20 protein-coding genes and 2 tRNA genes are annotated in these 20,280 nt (G+C 71.9%); 7 read left to right on the top strand and 15 right to left on the bottom strand.

Annotation, left to right across the window (positions count from 1 at the left end):
- Window positions 1-9 precede the first annotated feature (9 nt).
- From ACZ4MF_RS17190 to ACZ4MF_RS17145, 10 genes are all read right to left on the bottom strand, one after another.
- Window positions 10-1,380 (bottom strand): bifunctional albaflavenone monooxygenase/terpene synthase, encoded by a 1,371-nt coding sequence (locus ACZ4MF_RS17190; protein ID WP_467492801.1) that lies wholly within the window; start codon window positions 1,378-1,380, stop codon window positions 10-12.
- Entirely contained in the window at window positions 1,377-2,477 is a 1,101-nt protein-coding gene (cyc1, locus tag ACZ4MF_RS17185) for an epi-isozizaene synthase (RefSeq protein ID WP_467492800.1), read from the bottom strand. The genes ACZ4MF_RS17190 and cyc1 overlap by 4 nt, the downstream gene beginning before the upstream one ends.
- 289 nt (window positions 2,478-2,766) lie before the next feature.
- Window positions 2,767-3,417 (bottom strand): peptide deformylase, encoded by a 651-nt coding sequence (def, locus tag ACZ4MF_RS17180; RefSeq protein WP_467492799.1) that lies wholly within the window; start codon window positions 3,415-3,417, stop codon window positions 2,767-2,769.
- Between the two features lie 73 nt (window positions 3,418-3,490).
- The gene (locus ACZ4MF_RS17175; protein ID WP_467492798.1) at window positions 3,491-4,471 is read right to left on the bottom strand and encodes a hypothetical protein; all 981 of its coding nucleotides are present in this window, start codon (window positions 4,469-4,471) and stop codon (window positions 3,491-3,493) included.
- A gap of 100 nt (window positions 4,472-4,571) precedes the next feature.
- A complete protein-coding gene (locus ACZ4MF_RS17170; protein ID WP_467492797.1) occupies window positions 4,572-5,864 on the bottom strand; it encodes an HD-GYP domain-containing protein in 1,293 nt (430 codons plus the stop codon).
- Window positions 5,861-7,156 (bottom strand): HD-GYP domain-containing protein, encoded by a 1,296-nt coding sequence (locus ACZ4MF_RS17165; RefSeq protein WP_467492796.1) that lies wholly within the window; start codon window positions 7,154-7,156, stop codon window positions 5,861-5,863. Before ACZ4MF_RS17165 ends, ACZ4MF_RS17170 begins: the two co-directional genes overlap by 4 nt.
- 107 nt (window positions 7,157-7,263) lie before the next feature.
- Window positions 7,264-7,566, bottom strand: coding sequence for a mycothiol system anti-sigma-R factor (gene rsrA, locus ACZ4MF_RS17160; RefSeq protein ID WP_467492795.1), 303 nt, complete (start codon window positions 7,564-7,566; stop codon window positions 7,264-7,266).
- Window positions 7,563-8,258, bottom strand: a complete 696-nt coding sequence (gene sigR / locus ACZ4MF_RS17155) for an RNA polymerase sigma factor SigR (protein WP_467492833.1) — start codon at window positions 8,256-8,258, stop codon at window positions 7,563-7,565. Before sigR ends, rsrA begins: the two co-directional genes overlap by 4 nt.
- Window positions 8,259-8,514: 256 nt before the next feature.
- The gene (locus ACZ4MF_RS17150) at window positions 8,515-9,141 is read right to left on the bottom strand and encodes an alpha/beta hydrolase family protein (RefSeq protein ID WP_467492794.1); all 627 of its coding nucleotides are present in this window, start codon (window positions 9,139-9,141) and stop codon (window positions 8,515-8,517) included.
- A gap of 1 nt (window position 9,142) precedes the next feature.
- On the bottom strand, window positions 9,143-9,958 hold the full coding sequence (locus ACZ4MF_RS17145; RefSeq protein WP_356028965.1) for an SOS response-associated peptidase: 816 nt from the start codon (window positions 9,956-9,958) through the stop codon (window positions 9,143-9,145).
- Between the two features lie 50 nt (window positions 9,959-10,008).
- On the opposite strand from ACZ4MF_RS17145, the gene ACZ4MF_RS17140 reads away from it, so the two are divergent.
- From ACZ4MF_RS17140 to ACZ4MF_RS17125, 4 genes are all read left to right on the top strand, one after another.
- The gene (locus tag ACZ4MF_RS17140; RefSeq protein WP_467492793.1) at window positions 10,009-10,731 is read left to right on the top strand and encodes a M50 family metallopeptidase; all 723 of its coding nucleotides are present in this window, start codon (window positions 10,009-10,011) and stop codon (window positions 10,729-10,731) included.
- Window positions 10,732-10,760: 29 nt separating this feature from the next.
- Complete coding sequence (gene aroA, locus ACZ4MF_RS17135) at window positions 10,761-12,077, top strand: 3-phosphoshikimate 1-carboxyvinyltransferase (RefSeq protein ID WP_467492792.1); 1,317 nt, start codon at window positions 10,761-10,763, stop codon at window positions 12,075-12,077.
- A gap of 11 nt (window positions 12,078-12,088) precedes the next feature.
- On the top strand, window positions 12,089-13,099 hold the full coding sequence (gene rsgA / locus ACZ4MF_RS17130; RefSeq protein WP_467492791.1) for a ribosome small subunit-dependent GTPase A: 1,011 nt from the start codon (window positions 12,089-12,091) through the stop codon (window positions 13,097-13,099).
- An 84-nt stretch (window positions 13,100-13,183) separates the two neighbouring features.
- Window positions 13,184-13,507 carry a DMT family transporter gene (locus ACZ4MF_RS17125; RefSeq protein WP_356028973.1) on the top strand — a complete coding sequence of 108 codons (324 nt, stop codon included), beginning with the start codon at window positions 13,184-13,186 and terminating at the stop codon, window positions 13,505-13,507.
- Here the strand turns inward: ACZ4MF_RS17125 and ACZ4MF_RS17120 are convergent.
- Window positions 13,504-14,166, bottom strand: a complete 663-nt coding sequence (locus ACZ4MF_RS17120) for a TetR/AcrR family transcriptional regulator (protein ID WP_467492790.1) — start codon at window positions 14,164-14,166, stop codon at window positions 13,504-13,506. The two genes, ACZ4MF_RS17125 and ACZ4MF_RS17120, sit on opposite strands and share 4 nt — an antisense overlap.
- Before the next feature lie 234 nt (window positions 14,167-14,400).
- Here ACZ4MF_RS17120 and hisN point away from each other — a divergent pair, with 234 nt between their 5' ends.
- Window positions 14,401-15,201 carry a histidinol-phosphatase gene (gene hisN / locus ACZ4MF_RS17115; protein ID WP_467492789.1) on the top strand — a complete coding sequence of 267 codons (801 nt, stop codon included), beginning with the start codon at window positions 14,401-14,403 and terminating at the stop codon, window positions 15,199-15,201.
- A 140-nt stretch (window positions 15,202-15,341) separates the two neighbouring features.
- Window positions 15,342-15,737: a CBS domain-containing protein gene (locus tag ACZ4MF_RS17110; RefSeq protein WP_356028979.1), complete on the top strand. Its 396-nt coding sequence runs from the start codon at window positions 15,342-15,344 to the stop codon at window positions 15,735-15,737.
- 129 nt (window positions 15,738-15,866) lie between these two features.
- Here the strand turns inward: ACZ4MF_RS17110 and ACZ4MF_RS17105 are convergent, their stop codons facing one another.
- Window positions 15,867-17,318, bottom strand: coding sequence for a catalase (locus ACZ4MF_RS17105; protein WP_467492788.1), 1,452 nt, complete (start codon window positions 17,316-17,318; stop codon window positions 15,867-15,869).
- A gap of 145 nt (window positions 17,319-17,463) precedes the next feature.
- On the opposite strand from ACZ4MF_RS17105, the gene ACZ4MF_RS17100 reads away from it, so the two are divergent.
- Window positions 17,464-17,880 carry a Fur family transcriptional regulator gene (locus ACZ4MF_RS17100; RefSeq protein ID WP_031224898.1) on the top strand — a complete coding sequence of 139 codons (417 nt, stop codon included), beginning with the start codon at window positions 17,464-17,466 and terminating at the stop codon, window positions 17,878-17,880.
- A 113-nt stretch (window positions 17,881-17,993) separates the two neighbouring features.
- Here the strand turns inward: ACZ4MF_RS17100 and ACZ4MF_RS17095 are convergent.
- From ACZ4MF_RS17095 to ACZ4MF_RS17085, 3 genes are all read right to left on the bottom strand, one after another.
- Window positions 17,994-18,067 (bottom strand) — tRNA-Met (locus ACZ4MF_RS17095).
- A 76-nt stretch (window positions 18,068-18,143) separates the two neighbouring features.
- A complete protein-coding gene (locus ACZ4MF_RS17090; protein ID WP_467492787.1) occupies window positions 18,144-19,964 on the bottom strand; it encodes a tetratricopeptide repeat protein in 1,821 nt (606 codons plus the stop codon).
- A 203-nt stretch (window positions 19,965-20,167) separates the two neighbouring features.
- A tRNA-Met gene (locus ACZ4MF_RS17085) sits at window positions 20,168-20,241 on the bottom strand.
- Window positions 20,242-20,280: the final 39 nt, after the last annotated feature.

Below are 20,280 nucleotides of genomic sequence, written 5' to 3'. Positions count from 1 at the left end.
CCCGTCACCTCACCACTCCACGGGTTTCAGCAGCAGGTCGTGCGGGCGCAGCGTGATGCCCACGCGGGTGGTGTCGTTCGACCCCGTGACCTGCTCGAAGCGGTACTTCGCCGAGATCGCCGCCGTGATGAGGGTCAGCTGGGTCATGGAGAAGTGGTCGCTCGGGCACTTGCGGTTGCCCGTGCTGAACGGGCTCATGGCGTGCTTCGGGACCTCCTTGGCCCGCTCCGGCAGCCACCGGTCGGGGTCGAAGTCGAGGTGGCGGTCGTAGGAGCGGGCGTCGCGCTGGATCGCGTAGGGGCTGTAGACGATGTCCGCCCCGGCCGGAATGCGATAGCCCCCGAGTGACGTTTCGGTCACCGCCCGCCGCGTCAATATCCAAACGGCCGGCCTGAGCCGCATCGCCTCGACGACGACATTGTTGGTGTGGGTGAGTGAGCGGACGTGCTCGAATGCGACGGGTCGGCCGCCGGTCACGGTTTCGACCTCGGTCCGTACCTTCTCGGCGTGTTCCGGGTGTTCCGCGAGGACTTGGAGCAGCCACATGATCGTGGACGCGACTGTTTCGCTGCCCGGGGTGAGTATCGCGACGACCTGGTCGTGGATCTCCTGTTCCCCGATGGGGTCGCCATTGTCGTCCTTCGCTTCCAGCAATGCCGTCAGCAAATCGTCCGGCCTTTGACCACTTGCCCTCCGCTCGGCGACGATCTCGTCCACGAGGAGATGCAAATCGGCCAAGGCCCGGTTGAATTCGCGGTTGGCCGGAAGCGGCAGCCGGTAGAGCGGTCCAAGCGGGACGACCATCCTGCGGTACATGCCGCGGAAGACGGTGGCCAGGTCGTTGCTGAGCCGCTCGGCGCGCTCGTCCATGTACTCGCCGCGCAGCAGGCAGCGGGCGGCGATGCGGACGGCGACGCGGAAGGACTCGGAGGTGCACTCGACGGTCCGGCCGGGCCGCCAGCGCTCGGTCAGCGCGTGCGCCTCCTCCTCCATGATCGGCCCGTAGTCGGGGATGGCGTCCAGCCGGAAGGCGGGCTGGATGGTGCGCCGCTGGCGCCGGTGCGTGGGGCCGTTGGCGGTGGCCACGCCCTCCTTGCCGAGCAGCCCTTCGAGGGACTCCCACAGCGGACCGTCGATCTTGAAGTCGGGGCTGAGCGCGAGGGCGCCGGTGAGCGCCGGTGTGGTGACGGCGTACACCGTCTTGGGACCGAGCTTCAGGCGCACGACGTCACCGTGCTCGCGCAGGCCCGCCATGAAGGCGAGCGGGTCGCGGACGAGCTTCAGGCCGTGCCCGAGACCCGGTACGGCGCCGCCCGCCAGGGGCGCCTCGCGCGGTTCGGTCGTCTCGGAGGCCACCGGCCTCACCGACTCGACGGTCATTTCTCACCTGCCGTTTCGTTCGTCACGTACGGGGGCGTGGACCGGTCGTCCCAGCTGTCGACCATGTACCGGCCGGACTCGTGGTGGAACCAGTAGACGGAGCTGAACCAGTTCCGCATATTGCCGACACAGGCCCGCACCGCGGTGCTCAGTTCCTTGCCACCGGCACTTAATCCGGGGGCAGTGCCGTCGGCAATTGCGTCGGCGAAGCGCAGCGCCTCCTGTTCAGCCTCCAGGAATTCCTTGATGCATTCCTCGACGCGCCGCCTGACCTCATCCACGGCTTCTTCGAGAGTCAGTCCCTCATGGGTGATGAGACTGATTCCGAGATTGTGGACCTCATCTCCCGCTATTTCTTTCGGCAGCGAGCACAGGTCGTTGTACCAGGCGGCGAATTCCTGGGTCAGCAGCGCGGCCCGGCGATAGGCCGGGTTTTTCCGCACACCGTCCGGGAGTTCGCATCCGGCGCTGGGTTCGAGCAGATCCGTCCATATCCAGTGGGCGAAGGTGTGCCGGCGCAGGGCGAGGTATTCCTCGACGCCGGGTATGTATCCCTCGGTGCGGTTGCGGAATTCACGGTCGTAGGCCTCGATCACCGCGTGGAAGTGCCGGGCGAACCGCTGGTTCCAGGTGCGCGGCAGGAAGCCGTACAGCCGCTGGACGCTGTCCGCGAACCCCGAGACCAGCGGGTCCGGGTGGTGCAGATGATGCCTGGGCGCGTCGAGGGCCGTGTGCAGGCGGTTCCTCAGCCGCCGCCAGTCGCCCGCCCGGCCGTGCACGATGTCGCGGTCATGGCGGTCGTCCCAGACGAAGAACCACGCGCTGTAGTCGGCGATGGCTTGCAGGACCTGGTCGGAGGCGTTCACGTAGAAGCCCGCCATCAGGTCGGTGTAGCACAGTCCATCGGCATATTCCTGCACCTTGCCCGCGGGCATGAGCCGCTTTTCGAGCAGCCACAGGCGGGTCTTCTCCTGAAGCCGCGGCCAATACGGATGCAGTTGCCGGGGAAAGGCGGACTCGATCACCGGGAGTGCCAGTGAGGGTGGCACGACGACCGCCGTAGGTGTCGCTGTGGTGCTGTGTGGGAAAGCTTGCACGAACAAACCCCTCTCAGCCGCCAGGAGCGCACGCCCCTCCTGTCATGCCGGGCGTGCGCCGTTGCGTATCCCCGCAGTTCCCATTCAGCACCACAACTGACCGCCATGGGAACGGATTTGCTCCACTCACTACCCCAAGGTGCCGAGAATCCCCCCATCTATGACTGATTAGGGATCACCGGAGAGCCGTAAGCGATCGGTTGTGCGACGCACGGATGAGCGAAGTCGGTCATACGAAGGGCGCCCGGCCGGGAGTGATCCCGACCGGGCGCCCGAGGACCCGCGCCTGCTAGTCGTTGGCGACGACCGGGTAGCGTGGCTCGTTCTCGGCCATCTGCCGCATGACGTCCTTGCGCTCCCGCTTGGACAGCCGGTCGATGTAGAGGTAGCCGTAGAGGTGGTCGGTCTCGTGCTGCAAACAGCGTGCGAAGTAGCCGGTGCCACGGACCTTGATCGCGTTGCCCGCGACGTCCTGGCCGGTCACCTCGGCGTAGTCCGGACGCGCGAGCGGCGCGTACGCACCCGGCACGGACAGGCAGCCCTCGTTGTTGTCGTCCAGCAGGCGCTTCTCGGCGGGCAGCTCGACCAGCTTGGGGTTGCAGACCACGCCGACGTGCCGGTTGCCCTCGTCGTCCTGGCAGTCGTAGACGAAGACCTTCAGGTCGACACCGATCTGGTTGGCGGCCAGGCCCACGCCCTCGGCGGTGCGCTGACTGGCGAACATGTCGGCGGCGAGCTGCGCCAGCTCCGCGCCGAACTCGGTGACGTCCCGGCACTCCTTGTGCAGCACCGGGTTGCCGACGACCGTGATCGGCCGCGAGGTGCCGCGCTCACGCCAGGCCTTCTCGCGCTCCTCGCAGTCCTCCGTGTCGACGACGTACCCCTCGTCGCCGACGGGGAGCACGCCCGCGTGCTGCTGATCGGTGTCCTGCTGCGCCATGACCGACGTATGCCTTCCTGCAAAACCTTCAAAAGAGTCGAGTACAGCCTAAAGGCGACAGCTCACCGGCCGCTCAGCAAACCTCTTCCAGGTCCCGCCAGTCCCGCGAGTCCGGGCTGTCGGCGACCCACCCGTCCAGCAGCCCCCGGACCAGCGAAGCCGGCGCGGCCACCCCGCACTCCCGCTCCGGCACCCACAGCTGCCCGTCCGTGCGGTGCCCCAGCGGGCCGGGATGACCGGGCTCGCTGTGGTCGTGCGGATCCAGGTGCTCCCCTTCGCCCTCGTCCGACGGCATCCGCGACTCCGAGCACATCCGGCACAGCAGCCGCACCGAGGAGGACCAGTCCTCCGCCGCGAACCCCGCGTCGGCGGCCAGCTGCTCCAGCGCGTCCCGGTCCGCCTCCGTGGCCGCCTCCAGCAGGACCACCCAGGTCGGCACGGGTGAGGGTGCCCACAGCTCGATCTCGTCGAAGACCGGGTAGGAGTGGCCGGCGGACGTCGTGCGCTCGCCGTGCGGGACGCCGTCGTGCAGCACGACCTCGCCCCAGCGCCGACCGGACGAGGGGAGCGGGATGGAGAGGACCTCGACGCGGGCCGGATCCAGCCGGCGGCCCCACACGACCTCGGCCTCGCCCTCCGGGGAGAGCCGTACGGCCGCGCTGCCCAGCTCCATGCCGACCGGTTCCGCGGCCACGGTGGCTCCGCCGGGCACCTTCAGCCCGTACGCCTGCCAGGCGCGGCGGGCCAGCGGCCAGTCCTGGAGAGCGGTCGCGGCGATGCCGACGTTCCACCAGTCCGGTGCTCCGGTCTCCCGGTCGAGCAGGGCGACGGCGCGCAGTCCGGCCGCGCGGGCCTGCTCCCAGTCGTGCCGGAACTTGTGCAGCAGGGCGAGGTTGAACCAGGACTCCGACAGCCAGGGTTCCAGGTCGGCGGCCCGTGTCAGCAGTTCGCCCGCGTCCTCGTAGCGGCCGTCGCCGATGAGCGTGAACGCGCGGTCGGTGGCCTGCCGCCAGGAGGCGGAGGGCCGGTGCCGTCCCTTGCCGAAGATCCTCACGATTCCCGCCTGCCAGTTCCAGTTCCGCACAGTGGGCTGGCTTGTGCCCCCGGACACCCTCTCCCTCGCATCCAACCACGTGCGATGGGGAAGGCGCTCATTACCCATGGGTTACCCAGCCGCGCACGGGGTCAGACAGTGCCGTACGTCTCCCGTCGTCCCGCGCCGGAGCGGTCTCCCGCCAGCCGTGCGGTCGGGCCAGCACCCGGGCGAGGGACTCGACGACCTCGGGGGCGTAGTCCCCCGAGGCGGCGAGCCGCAGCTCCTCCAGCGCCCGCAGGGGGCCCTCGGGGCCGGCGTCCCGGGACTTCTCCTCGTAGGCGTTCACGGCCCGGACGATGCGCGCCGCGAGGGGCTGTTCCCGGCAGGGGTCGGCCTGCCGCTCGACCACGACGGCGACCGCCGCGTCCACGCCGGTCTGCCGGACGACGGCCCCGCCCAGCAGCGCGATGCGCCGCTGCTCCTCGGGCGGCAGTGCGGCGGTGGCGCCGGCCGGGACCGGGTCGACGAGGCTGAGCTGGCCGATGTCGTGCATCAGGGCCGCGTACTCCAGAACGGTCAGTTCGCCCTCGGCCATCCCGAGGTCGCGGCCGACGGCGAGGCCGAGCGCGGCGACCCGGCGGGCGTGGCCCGCGGGAGTGCAGCCGGCGATCTCGGTGGCGCGGGCGAGGGAGGCGATGGTCTGCCGGTAGGTGGCCCGCACGGCCGCGTAGCGGCGGACGGAGAGCTGGGTGAGCAGCAGGGGAAGACAGAAGACGGGCAGCGCCCACAGTCCGACCACGGCGACCGCGAGCGCCATCACGGCGCCGGTGGCGCCCACGGCGGAGCCGATGCCGAGCAGCCCGCGCAGTTGCTCGCGCAGCAGCGGGCCGAACGGCCAGCGGGTGCGGCCGTGGCCGAGGGCGGCGGCGAGCACGGCGTCGCACAGGCCGGTCAGGCAGAGCAGGGCGATCAGCAGCAGGGCGTAGACGGGACCGGCCCAGGACGCGAACAGGCCCTGGTCGTACAGGGGTTGGAAGCAGACGGCGGCGAAGCCCACGGTCAGGACGCGGCGGGCGAGATGGTCGAGGGTGGGGGTGCGGCCGGACCAGATGTGGGGGACGGCGCCGAGCACGGCCGCGACCAGGACGACGGTGACGACCTGGGCGGCGCGATGTGCGGTGGGCCGGCCTGCGTCGGCGCCGAGCAGGGCGTACGCCAGGGAACCGGCGGCGGCGAGCGGCGCGGCCTGGCGGGCCTGCGAGTCGCTCCACCGGTTCAGCTCGCCGACGGCTATGAGCACCCCGAAGGCGAGCGCGATCCCCCGGTCCGTGAGGCCGGTGCCCAGCGTGACGGCGAGGGACGCGGCCGCGGTGAGGGCGGCCGCGCCGTGGATCAGCCGCAGGGCGGTCACCGGAGCGTCCCCCCGCCGGCCACCGCCCGCACCGGCGTGTGCGCCTCGTCGGCGGTGACCGCGGGATGCCAGCCGTGCCGGCGCAGGGCGCGGATCAGCGCGCCGACCATCCGGGGGTCGAACTGGGCGCCCGCGCAGCGCTCCAGCTCGACGAGGGCCGTCTCGACGGGCCGGGCCCGGCTGTAGGAGCGGGTGGAGGTCATCGCGTCGAAGGCGTCGGCGACGGCGACGACCCGGGCGGCCTCGGGGATCCGGTCGCCGGCCAGGCCGTACGGATAGCCGCTGCCGTCGAGGCGTTCGTGGTGGTGCAGGATCGCGGCGCGGGCCTCGCCGAGGAAGGAGATCCCGCGGACCATCTCGTGGCCGTACTCGGGGTGCAGTTCGATGACGCGGCGTTCCTCGGGGGTCAGCGGGCCCTCCTTGCGCAGCAGACGGGTGGGGACGCCGAGCTTGCCGACGTCGTGCAGGATGCCGGCGAAGCGCAGCACCTCGATGCGCTCGTCGTCCATGCCGAGTTCGCGGGCGATCAGCACCGAGGCCTGGCCGACGCGTTCGCTGTGGCCGCGGGTGTAGCCGTCCTTGATGTCGACGGCCTGCACGAGGGCGCGGATGGTGGCCTGGTGGGCGGCGCGTTCGCGGTGGTACTGGGCGAAGACCCACCAGGAGACGTACATCGGCAGCAGTACGAGCAGTGCGGCGACCGGGCCGTACGGGCTGCGCCACAGCACGGCCATCATCAGTCCGGCGAGCCCCTGCACGGCGACCGGCGCGAGCGAGCGCGACAGCAGCCCGCGCCAGGCCCGGCGCAGCGGCACCCGCTCGGCGACGACCAGGATGCCGCCGTCGAGGACGGTCAGGATCACGCAGAAGGCGAGGACGGCGGCGCCGGCGGGCAGCAGCGCGTAGGGGAAGTCGGAGGTGACGACGGCGTCCCGGCCGCCGAGCGTCCAGTGCACCGTGGCGGCGCCCCACACGGCGAGCGCGGGCTGCGCGGCACGCCACACCCGCCGCGGCAGGGCGGGCCGCTGCTCGACCGGGCAGAGCAGGGCGGCGGGCAGCGGCACGAGCGCGGCGGCCGGTGGCGGCAGCAGGAACGCGGCGGCGAGCAGGACGGGGTGGAAGGTGCCGCCGAGGCGGCGCCGTACGACGTACTCGCAGCCGGCGTAGAGCGCGGAGAGCAGGGCGAGCGCCCACCAGGGCGTGCGTACCGTCGGCAGGGGCAGCAGGCAGAGCAGTACCAGCACGGCGACGGCGGCCACGTAGCCGCGTGCTCTCGCTGGAACCGCCTCCATCGCGCCCCTCCCCGACCACGCCTGCCCCAGGCTGGAGCCTAGGGCGGGAACGAGGGGCAGGGGGCTTATGACCTGAGGATTAGCACGTTCGGGTGATGACCGGGAGGTCAGCTCTCCGGGGTGGCGGCGGTGACGTCGTGCTCCGGCACGGTGTGGCCGGAGCGGATCAGGTCGATCCGCCCCATGACCTTGGCACGCAGGTCGGCGGGCACGTCGTCATGCCCGCAGCACCGCTTGACCAGCTTCTTCACGGCCTGCTCCAGGCCGTACTTCTCCAGGCACGGAGAGCATTCCTCGAAGTGGTGCTGGAACTTGTCGCGGTCGACGTCCGGCATCTCGCTGTCGAGGAACTCATACAGGTGGTCGAGGACCTCACTGCAGTCCGTCTCGTGCGGATCTCCGCAGCTCATGAGCCCGAACCTTTCGCTTCGTTCGACTCTCCGGCGCCCGCCGGGACCAGCCCGCGCTCGCGCGCGTAGTCCTCCAGCATGCCGCGCAGCTGACGGCGGCCCCGGTGCAGCCGGGACATCACCGTACCGATGGGTGTCCCCATGATGTCCGCGATCTCCTTGTACGCAAAGCCCTCGACGTCCGCGAGATAGACGGCGATGCGGAACTCCTCGGGGATCGCCTGCAGCGCTTCCTTCACGTCCGAGTCGGGCAGGTGGTCGAGCGCCTGCGACTCGGCGGAGCGCAGACCCGTCGACATGTGCGACTCGGCGCGGGCGAGCTGCCAGTCCTCGATCTCCTCCGCCGCCGAGCGCTGCGGCTCGCGCTGCTTCTTGCGGTAGGAGTTGATGAACGTGTTGGTGAGGATCCGGTACAGCCACGCCTTGAGGTTGGTGCCCTCGCGGAACTGGTGGAAGGACGCGTACGCCTTCGCGTACGTCTCCTGCACCAGGTCCTCGGCGTCGGCCGGGTTGCGTGTCATGCGCAGCGCGGCCGAGTACATCTGGTCGAGGAATTCGAGCGCGTCCCGCTCGAAGCGCGCGCTGCGCTGCGTGCTGGACTCGGAGGTCTCCTCCGCGCTCACGCCCCGGCCCTCGGGCTGCTCCGCCTGGCCGTTGTCGGTCCCTGCGTCGGTACCGGTGACCGGACCCACCTCCTCAAGATCCCGGGCGGGACCGAGACCGGTCCCACTCGTTTCGGAGGATAGAACACGACCCGTGCCCGCCGCCGCTCGAATAGGAGCGGTCTTGGCCGCCGGCAGCACCGTCCAGTCCAGGTCAGTGCTGCTGCTGCGGGCCGGGCAGATGGTCGAACCCATGCGGCGGACTCCCTCTCCTGCGACGTCGGTGCCGAGGCCTCAGCACTTCTGTCCGCCACAACAGTGGCCGGTCGCGAGTCATTCCCTGCCGTCACCCGAGTGACGCGGCCCACTCCACGACACCGCCGGTGATGATCTCCAGAGCCCGCTCCTGCGTGATGTCGGCGCGCGCCGGGACCGCGAACCCGTGATCGCCGTACGCCACCTCGATCAGCTCGTACGGACCCTCCGGGAACTCCGCCGGCCGGCCGAAGGGGTCGTTGCCGCCCTGGACGACGAGCGTGGGCACCCCGGTGCCGAGCAGTTCCTGCGCACGGGACTTCTCGGGCCTGCCCGGCGGGTGCAGCGGGAAGCTCAGCGCGAGCACGGCGTGCGCGCCCAGCTCGCCCGCCGTGCGGCAGGCGACCCGCGCCCCGGCACTGCGCCCGCCGGAGATCACCGGCAGTTCCATCCCGGCGAGTGCGGGCCAGATGCCGCGCCACCCGGCGTCCAGCGTCCTCGGCGCGGGCGCGACCTTCTTGCCCGCGACCCGCCAGGGCTGCTCCACGAGGGCCACGGTCACCCCGTGCGCGGGCAGGGCCCGGGCGAGCGCCTGGAGGTCCCGGGCCTCGATGCCCCCGCCGGCGCCGTGGCTCGCGGCGAGGACGAGCCGGGGTTTCTTCGCCTTGTGCCAGGTGATGCGTGCGGTCCCGGCGTCGGTCTCGACAATCTCGATCACGCTAGAAGAGTGTGCCCTCTTCCGGCGCCTCAAGCTCCTTCAGCAGCTCCGGGCCGTTGTTGCGGACGTTGCTGACGGCCGTGGAGACCGGGTAGGCGCGCATGAGGCCGGGCGGGGGCGGGGCGAGCAGCTCGCGCAGGGCGTCGGGGTCGGTGCGGGCCGGGTCGAGCCAGGCGTCCCAGCGGTCCGGGGTGAGCATCAGCGGCATCCGGGGGTGGATCTCGGCGAGCGTGCCCGGGCCGTCCGCCGGTGCCACGGCCAGCGGGGTCCGCTCGGCCTCCGTGGTGATCACCGAGCAGGTCGCCCACCAGGCCTGCGGGTGGTCGTCGGGCAGCGTGCGGTCGCGCCAGAACTCGTACAGCCCGGCCATCGCGAACACCGAGCCGTCGGCGGGCAGCACGAAGTACGGCTGTTTGCGCGGCCGCTTCTTCTTCCCCTCGACCTCCAGGTCGCGCTCGTCCTTCCCGGTGACCCACTCGTAGTAGCCGTCGGCGGGCAGGATGCAGCGCCGGGCGGCGAAGGCGCGGCGGTAGGAGGGCTTCTCGTGCACGGTCTCCGCGCGCGCGTTGATCATCCGGGCGCCGCCCTCGGGCGTCCTGGCCCAGGACGGCACCAGTCCCCACTTCAGCCGACGCAGCTGGCGAACCGGACGCGGGGAGTCCGCGTCTTTCAGAGGACGGTCGAGGACGGCGTAGACCTCCTTGGTCGGAGCCACGTTGTAGTCCGGCTCCAGGGTCTCCTCCGGCTGCCACTTCTCGATCTCAAAGACTCCTGCGAGATCCTCGGGCCTACGACTCGATGCATACCGTCCGCACATACATGTCACACTGCCAGACTCCGCACGACGACAGGGAGCCACTCGGACCTATGGACAGCCTCGCCGTCACCTCGCTGGCCGGTCTCTGGGACCGGCTCTCCGGGACCCAGTCCGACCCCGGCCTGTGGGTGGTGATCGCCACGCTCGCCGCCGCGCTCGCCGTCGTCGTCCCGCACCCGGTGTGGCGCATATCGCGCAACGCGGTCACCATCGCGCACGAGGGCGGCCACGGCCTGGTCGCCCTGCTCACCGGGCGGCAGCTCACGGGCATCCGGCTGCACTCCGACACCAGCGGCCTCACGGTCAGCCGGGGCAAGCCGTACGGACCGGGCATGATCCTGACGGCCGCGGCGGGGTACACGGCCCCCTCCCTGCTGGGCCTGGGCGGCGCCGCGCTGCTGTCCTCCGGCCGCATCACGCTGCTCCTCTGGCTGGCGACGGCCCTGCTGCTCGTGATGCTGGTGATGATCCGCAACGCCTACGGCGTGCTGACCGTGGTCCTGGCCGGCGGTGCCTTCGTGCTGGTGTCCTGGCTGGCGGACGCCCGGGTGCAGGCCGCCTTCGCGTACGCGGTGGTGTGGTTCCTGCTGCTCGGCGGGGTCCGCCCGCCCTTCGAACTCCAGGCGAAGCGCTTCCGGGGCGGCGCCGGCGACTCGGACGCGGACCAGCTGTCCCGGCTGACGCACGTCCCGGCGGGACTGTGGCTGTTCCTGTTCCACGCGGTGTCGCTGTGCTCGCTGCTCGGCGGCGGGCGCTGGCTGCTGGAGGGCTGACCGCCGCCCCATCCTTATAAAGTGGGCCCATGGCCCCGAACACCGCCCTTCCCGCACTCTGGCCCGCCCCGCACGCGAGCGGAGCCGTCGACGCGACGGTCCACGTGCCGGGGTCCAAGTCGGTCACCAACCGCGCCCTCGTCCTCGCCGCCCTCGCCTCCGAGCCCGGCTGGCTGCGCCGCCCGCTGCGCTCCCGCGACACCCTGCTGATGGCCGGCGCCCTGCGGGCCATGGGCGTGGAGATCGAGGAAGGGGTCGGCCCCGACGGCACCGGCGAGGCCTGGCGGGTGGTGCCGAGCGGCCTGCGCGGCCCGGCGACCGTCGACGTCGGCAACGCCGGCACGGTGATGCGTTTCCTGCCGCCGGTCGCCGCGCTGGCCGACGGCCCGATCCGGTTCGACGGCGACCCCCGCTCGTACGAGCGCCCCCTGAACGGTGTGATCGACGCGCTGCGCGTGCTCGGCGCCCGGATCGACGACGACGGCCGGGGCGCGCTGCCGCTGACCGTGCACGGCGGCGGGGCGCTGGACGGCGGCCCGGTGTCGATCGACGCGTCGTCCTCCTCCCAGTTCGTTTCGGCCCTGCTGCTCTCCGGCCCGCGCTTCAACCAGGGCGTCGAGGTCCGCCACACGGGAAGCACGCTCCCGTCCATGCCGCACATCCGGATGACCGTCGACATGCTGCGCGCGGTCGGCGCCCAGGTGGACACCCCGGAGTCCGGCGGCGAGCCGAACGTGTGGCGGGTGACGCCGGGCGCGCTGCTCGGCCGGGACCTGACGGTCGAGCCGGACCTGTCCAACGCCCAGCCGTTCCTCGCTGCCGCGCTGGTGACCGGCGGCACGGTGACGATCCCCGACTGGCCGGAGCGGACCACGCAGCCCGGCGACCGGCTGCGGGAGATCTTCACCGAGATGGGCGGTTCCTGTGAACTCACCGACTACGGGCTGGTGTTCACCGGTTCGGGTGTCATCCACGGTATCGACGTGGACCTCGGCGACGTCGGCGAGCTGACCCCCGGCATCGCGGCGGTGGCCGCCCTCGCCGACTCCCCCTCCACCCTGCGGGGCGTGGCCCATCTGCGGCTGCACGAGACGGACCGGCTGGCCGCGCTCACCAAGGAGATCAACGAACTCGGCGGTGACGTCACGGAGACGGCCGACGGTCTGCACATCCGCCCGCGCCCGCTGCACGGCGGCACCTTCCACACCTACGAGGACCACCGCATGGCGACCGCCGGCGCGATCCTCGGCCTCGCGGTCGAGGGCGTGCGGATCGAGAACGTGGCGACGACGGCCAAGACCCTGCCGGACTTCCCCGAGCTGTGGACCGGGATGCTCGGGCAGTAGGGACAGACGCCATGCGCCGCTACGGCAAGCACACCGACGAGGACGACATCCGCACCCGTCCCAACCGCAAGGGCAACCGGCCGCGGACCCACATCCGGCCCAAGCACGAGGACGCGGCCGAGGGCATGGTCCTCACCGTCGACCGGGGGCGGCTGACCTGTCTGGTCGAGGGCCGTCCGGTCATGGCGATGAAGGCCCGCGAACTGGGCCGCAAGGCCGCCGTGGTGGGCGACCGGGTCGCGCTGGTCGGCGACCTGTCCGGCAGGAAGGACACGCTCGCCCGGATCGTCCGCATCGAGGAGCGCGCCTCGGTGCTGCGCCGCACGGCCGACGACGACGATCCCTACGAGCGGGTGGTCGTCGCCAACGCCCACCAGCTGGCGATCGTCACGGCGCTCGCCGACCCGGAGCCCCGCCCCCGGCTGATCGACCGCTGCCTGGTGGCCGCGTTCGACGCCGGTCTGGAGCCCCTGCTGGTGATGACGAAGTCGGACCTGGCCCCGCCGGACAGGCTGCTGGAGCTCTACGGCGACCTCGACATCCCGTACGTCGTCACGAGCCGCGAGGAGCTGGAGAACGGGGACGCGGCGGACCGGGTGCGCACGCATCTGGACGGCCGGATCACCGCGTTCGTCGGCCACTCCGGCGTCGGCAAGACGACCCTCGTCAACGCGCTCGTCCCCCAGGACCGGCGGCGTACGACGGGACACGTCAACGCCGTGACGGGCCGGGGCCGGCACACCACGACCTCGGCGCTGGCACTGCCGCTCAGCGATGACGAGGGGTGGGTCATCGACACCCCGGGCGTGCGCTCCTTCGGCCTCGCGCACATCGACCCCTTCCGCGTCATCCACGCCTTCCCGGACCTCGAACCCGGTACGGAGGGCTGCCCGCGCGCGTGCAGCCACGACGAGCCGGACTGCGCGCTGGACGCCTGGGTCGAGGAGGGTCACGCGGATCCGGCACGGCTGTACTCGCTGCGCCGGCTGCTGGCCACCCGGGAGCGCCGGGAAGGCGACTGACCACCACGTTGTTTGGCCGGATGAGAGGCCGGTAAGTGCATACTCGCACCGAACCGGTGAGCCGGATCAACGGGAGGACGGCGCATGGCGTGGCTGCTGGTGGTCGTGGCCGGGATGCTGGAGACCGGTTTCGCGGTGTGCCTGAAGCTCTCACACGGATTCACCCGCCTGTGGCCGACGATCGCCTTCGCCTGCTTCGCGCTGGGCAGCTTCGGTCTGCTGACCCTGTCCCTGAAGAAGCTCGACGTCGGCCCCGCGTACGCGGTGTGGACGGGGATCGGCGCGGCGGGCACGGCGATCTACGGCATGGTCTTCCTCGGCGACCTGGTGTCCACGCTGAAGATCGTGTCGATCAGCTTCGTCATCATCGGGGTCATCGGGCTCCAGCTGTCGGGCTCGGCACACTAGACCCCGGCGTCGAACCCCCTTGATCCGTACGGCAGTCCGGCCGCCCACACCCGCTGGACCGCCTGCTGCGGAACCACCGCGCGGACCAGTTCCGCGACGCCGCCCTCCCCCGGCGGGGCCGCGACGCAGGACAGGGCGAGGCGGACGACCAGTTCGCAGGGGTGGGCCAGTTCGGCGGTGTCGAGGGGGCCGGCGGCGGGTCCGGCCAGGGCGGTGGCCGCGCGGTCGCGCACGATCCGGACGAGGTCGCGGGGCGTCGGCAGCGGCCCGTCCGCGCGGCGCTGTGCGGGCACCGTGGAGGAGGACGGTACGGCGGCGAGCGGCGGGGCGGGCAGCCGCTCGCTCCAGCAGCCGGTGAGCATGGCGCGTACCAGCGCGTTCTCCCGCGCGGCGGAGCTGGTCCACTCGGCGACGGCGGTGAGCCGCTCGCGGGGTTCGGCGGAGCCGGCGAGGGCCCGCTCGACACCGGCGAGGTAGCGGTCGGCCGCCCGCCGCACCAGAGCCCGGGCGAGGCCGTCCTTGCTGCCGAACTCGTTGTACAGGGTCTGCCGGGACACCCCGGCCGTCGCGGCCACGTCGACCATCCGCACCGCGGACCACGGCCGGCGCGCGAGCGCCGTGAAAGCGGCGTCCAGCAAGGACTCCCGGGCAGCAGGCATCGTCGCCTCCCTGGGCCAGACCAGTTCTGCGCCCAGAGTTGACGCGGCCGCAGGCACTGTCAAGGGGGCGCGGGCGCGGACCGCGCGCCGGGCCGCGCGGCGGTGGCCCTGGCGCCGACCGGGTGCGAGCGAGCGCGCCGTCCGGATGGAAACGACCGTGTCGACCGGGTGGGAACGGCCGGACCCGCCGCGCCCCGCTGGCCCCAGCCCGACCCCGGCAGATACGGTTCCCCCATGCCGGACTACCTCGATGACCTGCGCCTCGCCCACGTTCTCGCGGACGCCGCAGACGCCATCGCCATGGACCGTTTCAAGGCTCTCGATCTGAAGGTGGAGACGAAGCCGGACATGACGCCGGTGAGCGAGGCGGACAAGGCGGCGGAGGAGCTCATCCGCGGCCAGCTGCAACGCGCCCGCCCGCGGGACGCGGTCCTCGGCGAGGAGTACGGGATCGAGGGCAGCGGGCCCCGCCGCTGGGTGATCGACCCGATCGACGGCACCAAGAACTACGTCCGCGGCGTCCCCGTCTGGGCCACGCTCATCTCCCTGATGGAGGCGGGCGAGGGCGGCTACCAGCCCGTCGTCGGCGTCGTCTCCGCCCCCGCCCTCAGCCGCCGCTGGTGGGCCGCGAAGGACCACGGCGCCTTCACCGGCCGCAACCTCACCGCGGCCTCCCGCATCCACGTCTCCGGCGTCGGCAAGCTCGCGGACGCCTCCTTCGCGTACTCCTCCCTGTCCGGCTGGGAGGAGCAGCGCCGCCTCGGCGGCTTCCTGGACCTCACCCGCCAGGTGTGGCGCACGCGCGCGTACGGCGATTTCTGGCCCTACATGATGGTCGCCGAGGGCGCCGTCGACATGTGCGCCGAGCCCGAGCTGTCCCTGTGGGACATGGCCGCCACCGCGATCGTCGTCACGGAGGCCGGCGGCATGTTCACGGGCCTCGACGGCCACCCGGGGCCGCACAGCGGAAACGCGGCAGCGTCCAACGGCCTGCTCCACGACGAGCTGCTGCGGTATCTCAACCCGCGCGGCTGACAGCGAGGGAGAGCGCGCACGCCTTCAACTGACCTCGCGCACCCCCTTGTTGACCCTCCCTTTACCTGTCACTCTGACTCCACCCCCATTTGTGAACTTGTGAATCTCTTCTCGTGAGATTCCTAGGAGGTGGACCATCCATGCTCGTCCGCGATGCCATGAGCACGGTGATCCTCACCGTCGGCCCCGCCCACACCCTTCGCCAGGCGGCCACCCTGATGTCCGCCCGCCGCACCGGCGCCGCCGTGGTCCTCGACCCGGACTCCGGCGGCATCGGCGTCCTGACCGAACGTGACATCCTCAACTCCGTCGGCCTCGGCCAGAACCCGGACACGGAACGCGCCCACGCCCACACCACCACCGACGTCGTCTTCGCCGCCCCCACCTGGTCACTCCAGGAAGCCGCCCACGCCATGACCCGCGGCGGCTTCCGGCACCTGATCGTCCTCGACCGGGGCGAGGTGGCCGGGATCGTCTCCGTCCGCGACATCATCCGCTGCTGGCTCCCGGCCCGCGCGCCCGCACCGGCACTCTGAGCACGCGCGACGGGGGCATGCGAAACGGGCCGGACCCCGAGCACCGTGGGGTCCGGCCCGCCTGGGAGTACCCCAGGTCTTCAAGGCACCGGGGGGCAGCACCGACCGTGCCACCGGCTCGTGCGCGCCTCAGCCGCGCAGCGCGCGCACCGCCGCCTCCAGCCGCTTGCCGAAGTCGGTGTCGGCCTGTGCGAAGTTGCCGACCGCCCGCTCGGCGATGTCCTCGCGCGAGACCGGCGCGATCGCGGCCGCGAGGTTCGCCACCAGGCGCTCCTTCTCCTCCTGCGACATCAGCCGGTAGAGGTCGCCCGCCTGTACGAAGTCGTCGTCCTCGGCGTGCGCCGGGGTCGGGTGGCCGCCGGTGGGGCCGTCGACGGAGGTGGGCTCCCACAGCGCACGGCCGGTCTGCCGCGGCCCGCCGAAGCTGTTCGGCTCGTAGTTCTTCGCGCCGCCGTGCCGGCCGTCGTAGAGGAGGCCGTCCCGGGAGTTGGTGCGCGCCTCGGTAGCATGCGGCCGGTTCACCGGCAGGTGGTCGGCGTTGATGCCGACGCGGTAGCGGTGCGCGTCGCCGTACGCGAACAGGCGGCCCTGGAGCATCTTGTCGGGCGAGGGGCCGATGCCCGGCACGAAGTGCGCGGGGCTGAAGATCGACTGCTCGACCTCGGCGAAGACGTTCCGCGGATTGCGGTTCAGCTCCAGCCGGCCGATCTCGATGACCGGATAGTCCGCGTGCGGCCACACCTTGGTCAGGTCGAACGGGTTGAAGCGGTACGTCGCCGCGTCCGCCGCCGGCATGATCTGCACGCCCACGGTCCAGCTCGGGAACTCCCCGCGCTCGATCGCCTCGCGCAGATCGCGCTGGTGGGAGTCGGGGTCCGTGCCCGCGAGCACCGCGGCCTCACCGGCGGTGAGGTTCTTGATCCCCTGGTCGGTCTTGAAGTGGTACTTGACCCAGAAGACCTCGCCCGCCTCGTTGCTCCACTGGTAGGTGTGCGAGCCGAAGCCGTCCATGTGCCGGTACGACGCCGGGATGCCGCGGTCGCCGAACAGCCAGGTCACCTGGTGGGTCGCCTCGGGGCTGAGCCCCCAGAAGTCCCAGACGTTGTCGGCCTCCTGGCTGCCCGTGTACGGGTCGCGCTTCTGGGTGTGGATGAAGTCCGGGAACTTGATCGCGTCCCGGATGAAGAACACCGGCGTGTTGTTGCCGACGAGGTCGTAGTTGCCCTCCTCGGTGTAGAACTTCAGCGCGAAGCCGCGCGGGTCGCGGACGGCGTCCGCGGCACCGAGGTTTCCGGCCACGGTCGAGAAGCGCAGGAAGGTCTCGGTCTCCTTGCCGACCTCGGAGAGGAAGGCGGCCCGCGTGTACGGCGTGACGTCCGCCGTGACCGTGAAGGTGCCGTACGCACCCGCACCGCGCGCGTGCACCACGCGCTCGGGGATGCGCTCCCGGTTGAAGTGGGCGAGCTTCTCCAGCAGGAGCTGGTCCTGGACCAGGACCGGCCCGCCGACGCCGGCCGTCTCGCTGTTCTGGTTGTCGGCGACCGGGGCACCGGCCTCCGTGGTGAGCGGTCCCTGCGTCACGTGCGCCTCCTGCGTCATTTCTGAACAGTCCTGTCCTGTGGCCAAAGTCGTTCTCGATCCTACATTGGACTAGATCTAAGTCAAACAGTGTTCCAATCTCACACCTATTCCCGTCCTGGTCCGCCTTCCTGTTAGGCTGGTGGCCATGAGCGACCTTCTGGAACGGCTGCGTGGACGCGGATGGCGGATGACCGCGCAGCGACGCGTGGTGGCCGAGGTCCTGGACGGTGAGCACGTCCACCTGACGGCCGACGAGGTCCATGCGCGCGCTGTCGCGAAGCTGCCGGAGATCTCCCGGGCGACCGTCTACAACACCCTGGGTGAGCTGGTCTCCCTCGGCGAGGTGCTGGAAGTCGCGACGGACAAGCGCGCGAAGCGGTACGACCCGAACGCGCACCGCCCGCACCACCACCTGGTCTGCGCCCGCTGCGGCGCGATCCGCGACGTCCACCCGACGGGCAACCCGCTCGCCGACCTCCCCGACACGGAGCGCTTCGGCTTCACGGTGTCGGACGTCGAGGTGACGTACCGAGGGCTGTGCCCGGACTGCGCGGGCGCGTGACCGAGGGGGCGACCGAGGGGGCTTGAGCCCCCTCTTTTTTTCTTCCGAACGCGCCTGCCGCAAACGCACCTGGGGCCGGAATCCATTTCTGGATTCCGGCCCCAGGCCTTCAGTAGCGGGGACAGGATTTGAACCTGCGACCTCTGGGTTATGAGCCCAGCGAGCTACCGAGCTGCTCCACCCCGCGTCGGTGAACACGACATTACGTGAGGGAGGTCCACGGACGCAAATCCGTTTCCCCGGACGTGGCCGGGGTCACGTGTTCACGCCGAGAGCTCTTCGCGCAGCGCGTCCCGCAGCCGCCCCGCCCGCTCCGCCACCTCGGCCGGCCCCAGCGCCACCGCGCGGTCCGCCCAGCGCTGCCCCTCCGCCAGCTCGCCCCGACGCGCGTAGACGAGGGCCAGCCGGAGCGCCGCCCGGCCGTGCCCGGCGTCGGCGGCACGGGTCCACCACACCGCCGCCTCCGGCTCGCTGCCCTCCCGGGCCAGCAGCAGCCCCAGGTTGAAGGCGCCGTTGCGCGAGCCGGCCTCCGCCGCCTCCCGGTACCACCGCGCCGCCTCGACGACGTCACCCCGCGCGGCGGCCAGCATGCCGACCCGCACCTGGGCGCGCCGGTGCCCCTGCGTGGCCGCGCGCTCGTACCACTCCTCGCACTCGGTCTTCTCGTGCACGATCTCGCCCAGCTCGTGCGCCGGCTCCGGCGGCCGGCGCGCGTCGAGCAGCGTGGCCAGCCGGTACGCCGCCTCCGCGCTGCCGCCGCCCGCCGCGCACCGCAGATGCCGTTCGGCCTCCTGCTCGTCGCCCTCGCGCAGCCGGGCGATCCCGACCTGGAGCGCGGCCTCGGTGTGCCCGGCGGCGGCCGCCCGCTCGTACCAGCGCAGCGCCGTCTCCGCGTCCGGTCCGGTGCCGCGCCCGGCGTAGAGGATGCCGAGGTTGAACGCGGCGTCCACGCTGCCCGCCTCGGCGGCCTTGGAGAACCACGGCTCGGCGCCGGTGGTGTCGCTGCCCTGGAGCAGCAGGATGGCGAGCGCGTTCGCCGCCTCCCGGTGCCCGGCGTAGGCGGCCCGCCGGTACCACTGCTCGGCCTGCGCGGTGCGCCCCTGCTCGGCGCAGAGCAGCCCGAGGTTGTACGCGCCGTTGTCGTCGCCCGCGTCGAGCGCCGCCCGGTACCAGCGCTCGGCGGTCTGTGTCTCGCCCCGCTCGGCGTGCAGCGCGCCGAGCGCGTTGGCCGCGTTGCCGTCGCCGTCCTGGGCGGCGCGCAGCCACCACACGGCCGCGCTCTCGGTGTCCCCGGCGTCGCGCAGCAGGAAGCCCAGCGCGCAGGCGGCGCGGGCCTCGCCGTCCTTGGCCGAGGTCAGGTACCAGCGCCCGGCCTCCTTCAGTTCGCCCCGCTTCTCCAGGATCGCCCCGAGGTGCAGCGCGGCCCGGCGGTGACCGCGCGCGGCGGCCTGCCGGTACCACTGCTCGGCCTCCGTGACAGCGTTGTCGGGCCCGGTCCCCTCCTCCGGGCCCGAGGAGCGGTCGAGGGCGCGGGCCAGCCGGTACGCCGCCTCGCGGTGCCCGCGCTCGGCGGCGGCGCGCATCCAGTGCTCCGCGCCGACGTCCCCGCGGTGCTCCAGCAGGTCGGCGAGCGCGTAGGCGCCGAGGGCGTGGCCCTGCTCGGCGGACTGGCGCAGCCAGTACTCGGCGGCGGGCTCGTCGCCGCGCTCGCGGTGGTAGCGGCCGAGCGCGTGCGCGGCGGCGGCGGAGCCGGCCACGGCGGCGATGCGCCACCAGCCGGCGGCGTCCTCGGGGTAGCCGCGCTGGTGCAGCAGAACGCCGAGGTTGTTGGCGGCGGCGCGGTCGCCGGCCGCGGTGGCGGCCCGCAGCCGGGGTTCGGCTCCGTCGAGGTCGCCGCGGCGCAGCAGGATGGCTCCGAGGACGCTCGCGGCCTCGGCGTCGCCGCTCTGCGCGGCGAGGCCGAGGCGTACCTCCTCGGCGGCGTCCCCCATGTCGGTCACGTCGTCGCGGGTCGGCTCCTCACCGGGAGGCTGCACAAATCGCCCTGACTCGAACAGAGTTGCCTTGTCCCCCATAACGTCCATCGTCGCACCACCATCAACCCGGGTACACCCGGTATACCGCAGCCCGTGAGGTCACTTCAGCGTTTTGTCGACATGCCCACAGGACGACAAGTCAAACACACACCCCTCAACTCCTCACGGCGGCGCGGCCGTACCTCCTGCCCGTATGTGAGTTCGCACACCACGAAGGCCCGGATCCCTTGGGATCCGGGCCTTCGATGCAGTAGCGGGGACAGGATTTGAACCTGCGACCTCTGGGTTATGAGCCCAGCGAGCTACCGAGCTGCTCCACCCCGCGCCGTTGCTGGTCAACCGTACCACGGCGCGGGACGGTGTT

This window comes from Streptomyces sp. NPDC025793 (assembly GCF_055558375.1).
Note: the sequence above shows the minus strand (reverse complement) of the source record. Positions and strands in the feature narration are given on the sequence as shown.

Coding starts and splice junctions, on each gene's coding strand:
- rsgA (WP_467492791.1), top strand. CDS start 12,089: ATGCGCCGCTACGGCAAGCACACCGACGAGGACGACATCCGCACCCGT.
- ACZ4MF_RS17125 (WP_356028973.1), top strand. CDS start 13,184: ATGGCGTGGCTGCTGGTGGTCGTGGCCGGGATGCTGGAGACCGGTTTC.
- ACZ4MF_RS17120 (WP_467492790.1), bottom strand. CDS start 14,166: ATGCCTGCTGCCCGGGAGTCCTTGCTGGACGCCGCTTTCACGGCGCTC.
- ACZ4MF_RS17190 (WP_467492801.1), bottom strand. CDS start 1,380: ATGACCGTCGAGTCGGTGAGGCCGGTGGCCTCCGAGACGACCGAACCG.
- def (WP_467492799.1), bottom strand. CDS start 3,417: ATGGCGCAGCAGGACACCGATCAGCAGCACGCGGGCGTGCTCCCCGTC.
- aroA (WP_467492792.1), top strand. CDS start 10,761: ATGGCCCCGAACACCGCCCTTCCCGCACTCTGGCCCGCCCCGCACGCG.
- ACZ4MF_RS17145 (WP_356028965.1), bottom strand. CDS start 9,958: ATGTGCGGACGGTATGCATCGAGTCGTAGGCCCGAGGATCTCGCAGGA.
- rsrA (WP_467492795.1), bottom strand. CDS start 7,566: ATGAGCTGCGGAGATCCGCACGAGACGGACTGCAGTGAGGTCCTCGAC.
- ACZ4MF_RS17100 (WP_031224898.1), top strand. CDS start 17,464: ATGAGCGACCTTCTGGAACGGCTGCGTGGACGCGGATGGCGGATGACC.
- ACZ4MF_RS17140 (WP_467492793.1), top strand. CDS start 10,009: ATGGACAGCCTCGCCGTCACCTCGCTGGCCGGTCTCTGGGACCGGCTC.
- ACZ4MF_RS17165 (WP_467492796.1), bottom strand. CDS start 7,156: ATGGAGGCGGTTCCAGCGAGAGCACGCGGCTACGTGGCCGCCGTCGCC.
- ACZ4MF_RS17110 (WP_356028979.1), top strand. CDS start 15,342: ATGCTCGTCCGCGATGCCATGAGCACGGTGATCCTCACCGTCGGCCCC.
- ACZ4MF_RS17090 (WP_467492787.1), bottom strand. CDS start 19,964: ATGGACGTTATGGGGGACAAGGCAACTCTGTTCGAGTCAGGGCGATTT.
- hisN (WP_467492789.1), top strand. CDS start 14,401: ATGCCGGACTACCTCGATGACCTGCGCCTCGCCCACGTTCTCGCGGAC.